At 45.2% G+C, this 13,286-nt stretch carries 9 protein-coding genes and 1 pseudogene; 6 read left to right on the top strand and 4 right to left on the bottom strand.

From position 1 onward, the window contains the following. Nucleotides 1-63: 63 nt before the first annotated feature. The 3 genes from RA178_RS10470 to RA178_RS10460 all read right to left on the bottom strand — a co-directional run bounded on the left by RA178_RS10470 (nucleotide 64) and on the right by RA178_RS10460 (nucleotide 4,892). Entirely contained in the window at nucleotides 64-339 is a 276-nt protein-coding gene (locus tag RA178_RS10470) for an acylphosphatase (protein WP_263212735.1), read from the bottom strand. 598 nt (nucleotides 340-937) lie between these two features. Then, nucleotides 938-2,638 carry a toxin-antitoxin system YwqK family antitoxin gene (locus RA178_RS10465; RefSeq protein WP_306685311.1) on the bottom strand — a complete coding sequence of 567 codons (1,701 nt, stop codon included), beginning with the start codon at nucleotides 2,636-2,638 and terminating at the stop codon, nucleotides 938-940. Nucleotides 2,639-2,648: 10 nt separating this feature from the next. Continuing rightward, a complete protein-coding gene (locus RA178_RS10460) occupies nucleotides 2,649-4,892 on the bottom strand; it encodes a hypothetical protein (RefSeq protein ID WP_306685310.1) in 2,244 nt (747 codons plus the stop codon). Between the two features lie 954 nt (nucleotides 4,893-5,846). Between RA178_RS10460 and RA178_RS10455 the strand changes: the two genes are divergently transcribed. From RA178_RS10455 to RA178_RS10440, 4 genes are all read left to right on the top strand, one after another. Next, a complete protein-coding gene (locus RA178_RS10455) occupies nucleotides 5,847-6,710 on the top strand; it encodes a tyrosine-type recombinase/integrase (protein ID WP_306685309.1) in 864 nt (287 codons plus the stop codon). Then, nucleotides 6,689-7,807: an IS91 family transposase gene (locus RA178_RS10450; RefSeq protein WP_306685308.1), complete on the top strand. Its 1,119-nt coding sequence runs from the start codon at nucleotides 6,689-6,691 to the stop codon at nucleotides 7,805-7,807. The genes RA178_RS10455 and RA178_RS10450 overlap by 22 nt, the downstream gene beginning before the upstream one ends. A 368-nt stretch (nucleotides 7,808-8,175) precedes the next feature. Next, nucleotides 8,176-8,622: a ribonuclease E inhibitor RraB gene (locus tag RA178_RS10445; protein WP_306685307.1), complete on the top strand. Its 447-nt coding sequence runs from the start codon at nucleotides 8,176-8,178 to the stop codon at nucleotides 8,620-8,622. A 153-nt stretch (nucleotides 8,623-8,775) separates the two neighbouring features. Beyond that, nucleotides 8,776-9,234 (top strand): hypothetical protein, encoded by a 459-nt coding sequence (locus RA178_RS10440; protein WP_306685306.1) that lies wholly within the window; start codon nucleotides 8,776-8,778, stop codon nucleotides 9,232-9,234. A gap of 32 nt (nucleotides 9,235-9,266) precedes the next feature. Here the strand turns inward: RA178_RS10440 and RA178_RS10435 are convergent, their stop codons facing one another. Further along, nucleotides 9,267-10,223, bottom strand: coding sequence for an IS110 family RNA-guided transposase (locus RA178_RS10435; RefSeq protein WP_107948140.1), 957 nt, complete (start codon nucleotides 10,221-10,223; stop codon nucleotides 9,267-9,269). 599 nt (nucleotides 10,224-10,822) lie between these two features. Here RA178_RS10435 and RA178_RS10430 point away from each other — a divergent pair. Both RA178_RS10430 and RA178_RS10425 read left to right on the top strand, forming a co-directional pair. Continuing rightward, a pseudogene (locus RA178_RS10430) lies at nucleotides 10,823-12,037 on the top strand (IS4 family transposase). 115 nt (nucleotides 12,038-12,152) lie between these two features. Further along, entirely contained in the window at nucleotides 12,153-13,166 is a 1,014-nt protein-coding gene (locus RA178_RS10425) for an IS110-like element ISShes7 family transposase (RefSeq protein WP_306685305.1), read from the top strand. Nucleotides 13,167-13,286 lie beyond the last annotated feature (120 nt).

Below are 13,286 nucleotides of genomic sequence, written 5' to 3'. Positions count from 1 at the left end.
CCGCACAACCCGCACAATTCTTAAGTTAAAACGGTGCAGTTAAGTTAACACAGTACGTTTAAATTAAGACTGAACGATGGAGAAATCGAGGTAGATATCATCAGCCTCGTCTTCTCCTACCGTTACGGTTAATCCCTCAGTGCAAGGCACACCTACTTCGCACCAAGCAATTAAAGCATTAACGGCGATGTCACTGCCTTGGGCGAGTACTTCAACACTGCCATCGCGGCAATTGGTTACATATCCTGTCACGCCCAAGGCTCTGGCCTTAGTCAGGGTCGAATGACGGCAACCAACACCTTGCACTTTTCCCGTCAAATTAATTAATACTCGCTTCATCTCACGCTCCTTTTTCACGGAACCTTGTTATAGAAATAAGCATAGCCGCAATTATCCAACGGCTAAGTGTTAACCTATGGATTTGTAGAACAAAAAACAAACAATATTTAAATTTAGGAAAAAAAAACAGCTAACAAGACTGCTGCTAGCTGTGTCGGGCGACATACGCAAAGGGATATCCAATAAATGGACAAATAAAACAGCAACTCTGTATCATTTTGTTACAAAATAGCAAGGGTCGCTACTTTACACAATAAATAATTATTTTCAAGAGTTTGAAAAGTAAAACTATCCATCCCGAATGAATATAATGCTTTTAGCTGAAAATTAGCTCGTATACCCATCTGCATTGTTCATGTTTAAAAACATCCCCTGTGATAGCCGAAGAAGTATAAAGGCGTATTGACGTTTAACGCTGAGATTGTGTTTGTTCTGGCAAGTTAGTAAACGCGAAACGAGGGTTTGAGAAGTGAGCCCTCTAATGACAAGCGGCGCGTATGCCTGACGATAAAGCAAGGCAAGCAAACTAGATGCAAAAAGCAAAAAACCGACCTAATTAGCCGGTTTTTGCTTGATTGTGTGGTTAGGTGATGAAGTGCTACTCGCTTATCATCAGACCATTTTGATAGCGATACTCGGATGAGGGTTCACCATTAAAGTAGTACACCGACCTGCCGTGCAGTTGATTATCAAGATACTCATCACTTTGCAGCAGGCTACCATCTTCGTTAAAACTATAGCCTTTGCCTTGCAATTGACCTTGATCATCATACTGGGCCTGCCCTAATAAATGGCCATTGGCGGAAAAGGCTTGCCAGTGACCCACTTCGTGTCCTGCTTTATAGTTGCCATGCCAGAGCTTAACCATGCTGTAGCTGCTTTCATCTTGCAGCAGCCATTGGCCTTCGCGCTGACCGTTAACATACTGACCTTGGGCTTGCAGTTGTTTATCAAAGCCACGCAGTAAATACGCGCCATGTAATTTAGCGTTTTTATAAAACTCTCGGCGCATTATCGTGCCATCGGCTGCGATTTCTGTTTGTTCACCACTCAGCTCACCTTGTTGGTTAAACTGCTCATTGCGCGTCGTATCCGCGTTTTTTGTGACCCACTTGCCGGACTTTAACCCTAAGTGATATTGGCCGCTGACAAAGCCGCCGTCCTCGGCCTTGTCTTCTCGATATGCACCGTGCATTTGACCTTTGCGGTAGTTTATCCGCCTGATATACCCATTCCAGCCTGCACCGATATACAAACCATCGTATCGTCCCTTGAGTTGTTCATCACGCTCAATCAGCTCATCTGCTGCATCAAAACGCTGACGTAAGCTCCAGTCTTTTGTAGTATCTTGCTGATATTGATAAGTTAACTTTCCCGCAGAATCGAAGCGCTGTTCAGTGCTAGTCTGACCTTTAGCGAGGTATTGCGTGTCGGTTTGGGTCGCAACGTTACCGGCATTATCATAGGTAATATGTTGAATTTCACGACCATCCTTATCATACTTTTGCAGCTCTGCTAACTGGCCTTGTTCATCAAAACGCTGCTGGTTTCCCACCTGTTTATCATGCTCATAGTGTTTAATCTCTTGCAGCACATCGGCAGCTCGGTAAATCAACACTTCGCCGTGTATTTTCCCCTTAAGATAAAACTCTTTAGTGTATAACCAGCCGTCTTTTGTCCAATACAGTCGCTCGCCTTCTCTTTTTCCCGCCACCATATTAACGGTTTGCTCCGGCTGACCATTGTTATGAAAGCTTTCATATAGCCCTTCCATACCGTTAGCGCCGTAGGTTACGCGTGTTTGCAACTGGCCATTGTTAAAATAACTTTGCGATAATCCTAATTCAGCCCCATTCACACGATGCTGAAGCTCCCTTAATTGACCATTAGTATGGTAACTTTTCTGATCTCCATGCAACTGGCCATGCTGGTAGTGGTACTCTCCCGAGAGCACTCCGTCTTCCCAATAATGCAGATGTGTGCCCTGATAACGCCCTTGTGCATCGCTACTGCCCTTGCGAGACAGTTGACCATCGGGATAGAAAAACTCAAAATCACCAACGATAAAACTCTCGGCTAAATTGGGACTGTTGACGCTGCCCTTAAAAACGGGTTTATCCGTCTCCAGATAAAAGAGTTGTAGCGGCCACTCACCATTTTGCTCTGTCGGCGCTTGCTCCTGATAATAAATGGCTTCACCAGGCACATCGCTAAGCCGCCATAGTTCGTCGAGTAAAATTCGCTCTGCCGACAGATTAAACGACATAAGTAGTGCAGATAATAGTAATAAGACTCTCATATTCTGCTCCTTAAGGTAACGCAGGGAATGTATTAACCCACTGTTTATTGACCGGTTCGCCGCTTATCGTCAGCTGCTCTATCTGTGCTGCGCGCCCCGCCAGTACAAACCAGCGTTCCTCACGTAATACTTGCTGCAACGGACGCTGATAAAAATCACTACTGTCACCTTGAATAGCAGGAGCTAGCTGTAAATTTTGCGCATTTAAAAAACGATAGCGCCGCATAAAGTCGGCCACGGTTTGATGGGTATCAACATTCGGCAACTGAGTGATATCAATCAACCAGCTTTGCTCGGGTTGATACGCTAGCGCTTGCCATTTGGGCGTACCGGTACAGGCCAAAGTGCTGCTGACATTGATGTAGTAAAAATTGCGGCGGATCCCATCGGCGCTAGTCAGTTGGTACAGCACAAACTTATCCAGCCCTCCACCAAAACCCGTGTTGTTAGTGTTAGTGCTTGTGTTTGTCCATTGCAGTGTGTGCTCGTTGACCTTAGGTGCATCGACAACACTGAGCGTGCACACCGCTGCCTGCTCGGAAGTTAACAACAAACTGACGCCGTATTTGGCCACGACTTGCGGCTCAAGTAAGGCGGGGTATTCAGGTGCAGTAACTTGCGGCTGATTAACATAGGACGCATACATATCATCACTATAAAGCAGTTGTTGCTGCACCGGCGGATAGGCGACATTTTGCGCGTAATCTTGAGTCGGAATAAAACGAATGTTCTTAGTCAGTTCACCACTGTCAACCACAGTATTCACATAGAGTGTCAGCGTGGGCGGCGCTGCGGGAAAGGTAAACTGTGTGATCGATTCATATTGTGCCGCTGAGGCCAACGCCACCATATTTTGCTCTGCCGGGGTTAACCAATCCGGCCCAGTGGGCGGCGGTGAAAGATATTTCACCATAGCGCCTTCGGCACCGTCAAAGCGCCGGTATAACCAAGATTTGTCAGTGCTGCCTCGCGATTTCAGCAAATAACTGAATGGTTTATCTGGGATTGGCGAGAGTTCCAGCTGTATATCTTCATACTGCAAGACCACAGTTTTGCTGGGATCGGGGGTCAGGTTAAGTTTGACTAATTTCGCGCCGCGATAATGGGCAGTCGCGCGAAACTCAGCAACCTGAGCTAAGAGGTCATTCGGCGCATTCCAACCGATAAGCAAATTCTGCTGCTCAGACTGATGGAAACCATCCTGTTCTGGATAACTGTAACTGCCTACCTTGCTCAATTGCAGCGGCAGTACTGTGCCATCCGCACTGTGTGCTGTGATATCGGTTAAGTTAAACCCGCCTTCGGGTTTAAAACCTGAAAAGTCATACTGATAAGTCAGCTTTAATAAATCATCTTGCTGGTAAAAGTAGCCCGCATCATAGGCAAATACAGCATCTTGGGTTAAGGTCTTATTGACGTTATCCAACACAACGTCAGGTTGTTTTTGATACTCAAATACTGGGAAATCATAAAAACCTAAATACTGCGTCAGATCGCCCAACTGGCGCTCCTGCGGCAACATAATAACGTTGCTGCGCACTGTGCCCTTATAGCCGTAGCGCTCAAACGGCGCTTCTGCCACTAAGGCTAACTGCGCTAACCAACCCCGCTCACGTTCTAACATCAGCTGACCGTATATTTTGGCTTGCTCGCCGCCACTTTCAACTTTGGCTAACACATGAGTATCAGTGACTTGCAATACAGTAAGCTTGGCATTGGCGTGGCCTTGATAGGCAGGAAGCGCGACGACCGCCCCCGCTTTGGCGGGTATGGTGCTAAGGAAGGCAGATGAGCTAAAGAGCTTTTTCAGTTCCTGCTCAAGCTCTGCGCCGCGTTCAGCCAACAGCGCCTGCCATACAGGTTTGTTCAGTGCACTGAATTCTTTAACGCTGCCATCGTCTAGATTTAAAGAAAATTCAAACCCCTGCGAGAAAATAGCGTGCATTTCTGGATTACGATCGGCCCGCTGGCTACTACTGACGCCGCTCCCTTGGCCATCGCGCATGTTCATATAATCGACATGCACTTGAAACCGACTGTTTTTGCCTGTTTCGAGGACCTTATAACGCAGCAATTGATGTGACGTGGCGTTAACCGTTTCGGTACGCTGACCATTGTCTACAGTGATGTTAGTGGTGCTATACAGCTGATACGAGCGCTCTTCCCCTTTTTCAGGTGTAAACTCAACATCAGCATCCCCAAAAGAACAGGCCGATAATAAACAGCATGCAACTACGCTAACCAAGTACTTCATGGTTATTCCTTGTATCTCAAACAAATAGTAAGCGCCGCATTATGCCCTTTCATACACAGTAAATAAAATGCTTTGGCTATTTTGCCTGTCCAGCGCAACACCTTAATGCACGACTAAAATATCCTTTTAGATAGTCGCAGGTACAGCAATGCTAATCTCAGGCAAGTTCTTAATGACGAATTACAACATAAAGAACTGATGCGCAAAGCTAGTTCTGCTGTATTAATTGTCATTATTTACCCAGTGACTCGCCGTATTTTTATTTAATATGAAGTGTCCCTATCGGCTCGACGGTAACATCTGCAGCACACGGAAGTGTAAATGCCGCGTTCACATGGTCTATGATGTTCCCAACATCATAGACATTTCCCATATCCCTATGGGTCAGATGTGAAAGAGCGGCCATGTTACCAACGGTCACAGTTGCAACAATGCCAATCCTAACTAACACTTCTGCTGTTCGTTTAGCTAAAAAGCTATTGCCCCTTAAAGCTTGCTAGCATTCATTTAGTGAGTCGAAAACGGACGAATAAATTGCCCTACAAAATCTCATCTATTTAACGAATGTTTGGCCCTACCGTAAAGCGACTAACAATGTATGGGTACAGTCGTATTTAAATTTAGATGCTTTTGAGTGTTTTTAAGCTCATTTTTTTGCGCGTTTATCCAGCATAAAATTAACAAACCCCTTTAAAATCATTTGTATATATTTTTCCAAAATTAGTTAATAGGTTTGGAAAACGCGCATGCGCGTTTTTTCAGATGGTGTATTGGATAAAAAGCTGATAAGTTCTTTGTATACAGCTAGTTAACTGTGCGCGTTTTCACTGGTCTAATGAGGTAAACGCGCATGCGCACTAATAAAATGTTGAACTAAGCCGCTGCGCGGAGCTTAAAGGGAACCACTGCTCCACACTTACTCCTAGGGATAATCCCTTACCTAGGAGGTCTACCATGTCATCACTTCTGCAACAGTTCCATGACGAGATTAGTTTACGTAGTTACTCAGCCCGTACACGCGATGCTTATCTGCGTGCCATCACCCAACTGCAGCACTATGCAAACCAACCGCTCGATAGCATTACGGATGAGCAACTTACGGCTTATTTCCGTTATTTGAATCTTGAGCGACATCATTCCAGAGCCACCTTAAAGTTACAGCTTAATGGCATTCATTTTTTCTATAAACATGTCCTAGGGCGCGACTTTACGCTTCAGTTGAGTTTACCTAAACGTCCGCACAAGCTGCCGCAATTGCTTAGTTGCCAAGATATCGCGGCACTGTTGTACCACTGTCAAAACCTGAAACAACGCGCCATGTTGGCGCTGTGCTATGGTTGTGGTTTGCGTGTCAGTGAGTTAACCCATATTAAGGTTGCTGATATCGATGGGCAGCGGCAGTTGCTCAAAGTGTGTCAAGGCAAGGGTGCCTGCGACCGCTGGGTGATACTCTCACCGACTTTACTCACCCTGTTGCGTCAGTATTGGCAAGCGTATCATCCCGTCGAATGGTTGTTTGCCTCGACCTATCATGATGTGGTTTATCCGCTGCATGAGTCGACCTTTCGTAAAGCGTTAGCGAAGGCGGCCCGCTTAGCGAGTATCACTAAGCCATGCAGTCCACACAGCCTAAGGCATGCTTATGCGACCCATCAATTACAAGCGGGTATGCCACTTCATCAATTACAGGCTCAACTTGGTCATCACAGTATTAAATCCACCGAGCGCTACTTGCATTGGTCGCCGGAATTGGGTCATCAAGGCTGTGACTTGCTAGCAAGTCTTGGGGGGATGCCATGGCAACCTCCTACCATGTAAGCGATATCCTTCATCAGCACTTAGCCCACTATCAACAGCAGCATAAACTGACCGAACAACAAGCCTTAGTCTGCCAGCATATTCAACAGTGTCGCACGCAAGCCTTGGGCATACAGCAATGGCGTTGTGATACTTGTCACTATGAGCAGCAGCTGTTTTGCTCCTGTGGTGACCGGCATTGCCCTCGTTGTCAGGGAAGGCAGACGCAAGCGTGGATTGCTGCGCAGCAGGCGCAAGTCTTGCCTTGTCGCTATTTCCATTTGGTCTTTACCTTACCCCACGAGTTGAATATCTTGGCGCACTACGCTGCCAAGCCGTTATACAGCGCCCTGTTTGAGTCTGTGTGGCAGACGCTTGCGCAGTTTGGCATGAAACGGAAACACCTTCAGGGGCAATTGGGTTGCACTATGGTGCTGCACACGTGGGGGCAAACCTTGAGTCAACATATCCACTTGCATTGCTTAATTCCAGGCGGGGTGGTGACGTCAGCGGGAGATTGGCATGGCGTAAAAACGGATTATCTGTTTCCGGTTAAAGCCTTGTCCACCGTGTATCGGGCAAAGTTATTACGGGCGCTGCGACAACATGAGCTGGCTATCCCTGCGGCTGACACCTTAATGGCAAAACCGTGGTGTGTTTACAGCAAAGCGTGTCTGAGCCGCGCCGAAACCGTGGTGGAATACCTCGGGCGTTATACCCGTAAAGGCATGCTGCATGAGTCAAGAATTGCCGAAGTGACCGCAGAGCATGTCAGTTTTCGCTACAAAGACTATCGTGATGGTCAGCAGCATAAGCAAATGCGGCTAAGCTGTGATGAGTTTATCCGCCGTTACTTATTGCATGTGTTGCCCAAAGGGTTAATGCGAGTCAGGCACTTTGGCTTTTTAGCCAACGCTTGCCGCCGCAAAAAGCTCGCTTTCATCCAGCATCAATTGCGCCAACCGCAGGCGATATTGGCGAGTCCTTTAGTTAAGAAGGACTGTTGGTGGTCATGTCCGCAATGCCAGTTAGGTCATTTGCAGTTTATTGGGCTGTTAAGGCCGCAGGGATTAGTGATGATTAACAACCAAAGTCAGCCAGTACGTCTGTCAGGATAACCACTCCCTCAAGATGTAGCGTAATGACCGACAGCGAAAAGCAGCCAGCCTTATGGGCGCAAGCCGATGAGGGGATAGGGTGTGAGTGTCAGCCTGAATCTGGAGCCAAAATACTGTCAACCAAGGTCAAAAATCAGTCGAAAGTGAGCGTAAAAGAATGAGAAAGCTAAAACGATATCAAGTGATTACCCATCAAACTGTATAAAAAACCGCTACCGCAAAAAAGCAAATTCCTATAGCATCATTCATACCCATTTACACGGATGTGGCAGCGGCCAAGTCCAACAAGCGATTTATGCCCTGCAAACAGCGCAGCGCATAAATACTAAGACGTTAAAATGGCCACGCTGAGAGGCGGTACAAATTGTATGAATATAAAACTTATCAAATACCTTACTGCGTTGCTAATTTTACTTAGTGGTTTTTCATACGGAGAAAATAAAACTATGGAAGCAATCCCGGGTAAGACAATTACAATCGAACAATTGGAAGAAATGTTTGTAGGGCTTAAAAAAGACACTAAATGGAATATCTCAGGCAATCTTCTTTGGGGTTATTTCTTTACCAGTCATGAGCCTAAAAAGTTAGAAAAAGCCAAATCTATCTTAATCGCCAAGGGTTATCGTTTCGTAGATCTCTACATGTCTGACAAAGACGACCCAAATGAGCCAGACCTGTTCTGGTTGCATGTAGAGAAAATAGAACATCATACGCCACAAAGTTTAGACGCAAGAAATAACGAGCTTTATATTTTAGCAAATGAACTTAAACTTGAGTCATATGACGGAATGGATGTTGGGCCAGTATTCAACTAATTTTAACAAGTCGCTCAAGCATCGCCACTGCGTGGCTGGACAGTTTTTAAGTCGCGCTTTTATGGTTTTGCTACGCAAAAGTATTCCACAAAACCACAACTTAAAAACTGCCGCTTAGCTCGGCGTTATGCGTACTGATGAGGAGTCTTCTACATGGAACATAATTTTGAGAAGTTAAAAGAGCATATATTGCCTTTGTCCAATTCAACTGACTTTCATCATGCAAAAAACGAGTGGAAACTTGTTGGTGTTGAAATAAATGAAGACTGGGATAATTGTCCCTGTGGGCAATCGATTAAAGAGCTTTGTTATATTGAAAACCAACTCAACAATCAAAAGACTTACGTTGGTAATGTTTGTATTAACAAATTTATTGGCATTGATACTGGTAACTTATTTGCTGGACTAAAACGAATAGCTAAAAATGACTCAGCTAACGCAAATGAAGATCTAATAATCCATGCTTATAAACTAGGTTATATATTTGAAAATGAATATAGCTCTCTTATGGACACAAAAAACAAACGAAAATTGTCAGAGAAACAACTCGCTTGGAAACAAAAAACAAACAATCGAATTACAAGCCAAACCGTAGTTCGAGCAAAAGTGTAAATACGCATAACAAGAGACTATGGCGTCAATAACTAATTTATCGCTTTTGGCGCTTCCCATAGGGCACCGTCTCTCAACATCGAATTTAACGTCACCACCATCTTCCTAATACAGGCAATGATAGCCACTTTTTTAGGTTTCCCTGTGGCAACTAATCGCTGATAGGTGCTCTTAAAAACCGGGTTAGATTGTATGGCTGACATCATTGCCATATATAAAACCGTTCTCACTTGATGCCTTCCTCCTTGTATTTTTCGCATGCCTTTAAAGCGCCCGCTTTCTTTATTCATCGGTGCCACACCGACCAATGCGCTTGCTTCCTTGTTACTGATATAACCCAATTCTGGTAAGTTACTGATGATGGAAGCTGCGGCGATTTTACCGATACCTTTCATACTCTGAAGCAGTATATTTTTCGCTTGATAATCAGGGTTTGACTCAATGAGTTTAACGATTTTTATTTCAATCTTTTCAATCTGATTTTTGAACGCCGTTAAAATAGGTTTAATGGTCATTTCAAGTTCTTTTGGCAATATTTGAAGGCGGTTTTTTTCCATCGTCTGCATCACCAATAGTTGATTTCGTCTTGCGACTAAATCACTCATAGCACGCATTACATCAGGTTTTAAAGTTGATAAGGTCGGCTTAATCGCTTCGCTGTAATGCGCTATAAGTTGCGCATCAAGCTTGTCAGTTTTTGCCCGTTGACCAATGGCACCAGCAAAGCGTTTTATGTGAACAGGGTTTGCGATGACAAAAGGTAAGTTTGCCTCAGCGCAGGCCATAATGAAGGGCATTTCAAGACGACCTGTCGCTTCGATAACGATGCGCTCAGGAGTGTATTTTTTAATAGTTTTGACGGCCTCTTTAATCCCTTTTTCATCGTTCGATACAGTGAAATAGATATTGAGAGGGCGGATATAAATGTCGAGTTGAAACTTGCCAGTATCAACACCTACGTTAATGTTTTGATTAGAAGTTGTTTTCATAATAAGCTAACTCTTGCTTGCAAATGCGGGTTCGAGACCCAGTAGACTATTCGAGTATTTTGCTTGGAGTCCTTTGTCGCGTTCTTTCTTGTTATCGGTCTCTCAATAGAGGAGCCAGCGTTCAATCGAACTACGACAAGGAAAGCTTTAGTTGCAGCTAAAGCCTGGGTCTCACATTACCCGAAACTGGAAATTATTTGTAATCAGGTGAGTTTATTATCCATACAAGGCGTTTAAACTGGACTAAAACAGTGGGTTACGTTTCGCTTCGCTACGCGCTATAACCCACAATTTTAGTCCGCTTAACGCGGCGTTACCCATAGAAATTTTAATCCGAAAATCAAAAATTAGAGTTGGGAATCTAACACGCATTTGTCCAAAAGCGTGCTGCGTGTCTCCTTAAAACCTACAGTTTATGCTAATGCTAAAAAGGTAGGCCATGGTGATTCGCGAGACGACCGTCCGCCCCATGGACGGGGCGGTCGAGCACTGAAGAATCCCCTGATGATTTACATATAAATCATCAGATTGGAGTGAACTTGCACCTTGAAGTGTGATCTGATGGAAGTGCGAACAAACATCAATCACAGGGCATTAAGGTGCAAGTGTTAACTATCTTACATCAATCTCTCTATCAACATTGTCCAGAAATCCATCAAAAGCGACTGAATACACTCATGGTTGCTTGCCGAGCACTTATCAACGCGGATTGTCTCACCCTCACGCATTTAGGGCGGCACATTGATGGCACCAGCACTCATACTAAACACTCAATAAAACGCATGGATAGATTGTTGGGCAACCCGCACCTTCACCATGAAAGACTGGCTGTTTATCAGTGGCATGCAAAGTGGCTGCTAACAGCACATACGATGCCGACCATACTGGTGGATTGGTCAGATATGCGTGAAGGTCGTGAGCTGATTGCACTACGCGCCTCTATTGCTATCAAGGGCCGCTCTATCACGCTCTACGAGCGAACATTTCCGTTAATCCTGCAAGGCACTCAAACTGCCCATAATCAGTTTCTGAATGAACTCAAATAAGTGTTACCTGACAACATTACCCCGCTGATAGTCACTGACGCGGGCTTCCGTAATCCATGGTTTCGCAAAGTCGAGCAGCTCGGTTGGTATTGGCTGGGTCGTGTCAGAGGATTAAGTGTCTATCGGCCGCATCCTTCTGGTCGCCAATTTTCACTAAAAGCGCTTTATCCCCAAGCCAGTCGTCGCGCAAAACATGTTGGGCGGGTGGCGTTATCGGTAAAGAAACCCTTGTTATGCGAGATGGTGTTGTTCAGAGCCCCAAGTAAAGGCAGAAAAGGTCAGCGAAGTACGACAACAGACTGTCACCATACGGCGCAATGGACGTATGAGTTGACCGCCAAAGAGCCTTGGGCACTGGTGACCAACTTGACCATAGAAGCCATGTCGCCTCAAAAACTGGTTAATATTTACCAAAAACGGATGCAAATAGAAGAAACCTTTAGAGATTTAAAAAGTCCCGCTTATGGCTTTGGTTTACGTCATAGCAGAACACGTTATGCGGCGAGGATGGACATACTGCTATTGATAGCGTTATTGGTGCAACTGGCATTTTGGTGGGTAGGATTATACGGTGAAACACAGCAATTACAGCGGCACTTCCAAGCCAACACGGTAAAGAAAAGGAATGTGCTATCAACAATCAGGATGGGCAAAGAACTGCTGCGACGACGGCATGATTACCCCATATCAGCAGATGATTTGCTTTGTGCTGCGAAGAAACTAGCTGAACTCTCATTAATTCATGGTTGTTGGGGTTATGAATTATGAGGGGATCCTACAGGGTCGAGCATCCAAGGATGATGGGATGGACACCTCTTGTGAAGTAGGCGTCATTTACGCCATATTGAATTTGCACGTTCAATAACAACAAAAGGTGTCCAAAATGAAAGTTACACTAATAGGAATTGATCTCGCAAAAAATATCTTCCAAGTATGTGGAGTTAATCAAGCAGGCAAGAGTGTTTTTAACCGTTCGATTAAACGTGCTCAGCTCCTGACTTTTCTGCGTACTTACCCTGATGCCACTATTGCTATGGAAGCCTGCAGTGGCTCTAACTATTGGGGCAGAGAGTTACTTTCTCTCGGGCATGACGTCAAACTGATCCCGCCTCAGCATGTTAAGCCATTTGTCAAAGGCAATAAGAACGATCGCAATGATGCCTTCGCTATCTGTGAGGCAGCGCAGAGACCGAACCTGATTTTCGTTCAGCCGAGAACCTTAGCGCAGGTTGATATCATCATTACCCACAGAATTCGCGAGCGTCGGATCAGAATACGCACTGCACTAACCAATCAAATTAGAGGCTTACTAAGTGAATATGGAATCGCCCTCCCTAAAGGACGTAATCCATTGAATCTTTTGCTGCCGGAATTACTTGAGGATGCCAGTAATCAACTCACTACGATTGCACGCCAATACATGCGTGAGCTGATGGAAGAGTTGCGTGCGATCAACGTTGCAATAGGTTCGCTGGAAAAAGACATCAAACTGCAGGCAAGAACGCACCCAGATGCCAAGCGACTGATGGGTATAAGAGGCGTTGCAGAAATCATTGCCACTGCCGCGGTGTCATTTGCCGGTGATGGCTCTGGCTATCATGGTGCTCGGCATTTTTCTGCAAATTTAGGACTGGTTCCTAAAGAGTTTTCCAGTGGGGGGAAACAGAAATTGGGCGGCATAACCAAACGAGGTAACAGCTATCTGCGGCGGCAACTGATCCAGGGAGCTTGGTCGATTATTCGCTATGCAAGTAAGAGTAATGACAGGATCTCCGTATGGGTCTTAAAGGTGATTGAGCGGCGAGGTAAACAGAAAGCGGCAGTAGCAATTGCAAACAAATTGGCGCGGATCATCTGGGCTATGCTGTTTCATCGCAGCGAATATCGGCCTTGTTAATATGTAAAAATCGAGTATTAAACTCACCTTAAAACACGACTACAGATAATGAAGTAACAGGTAATACCGGCCTTTGCAGATGCTGAGAGAGTACAAGGAGCATATGACTCCGAAAGGACG

It is taken from the genome of Shewanella oncorhynchi, from assembly GCF_030848765.1.
In the GTDB taxonomy this organism is placed as follows: Bacteria; Pseudomonadota; Gammaproteobacteria; order Enterobacterales; family Shewanellaceae; genus Shewanella; species Shewanella oncorhynchi.
Note: the sequence above shows the minus strand (reverse complement) of the source record. Positions and strands in the feature narration are given on the sequence as shown.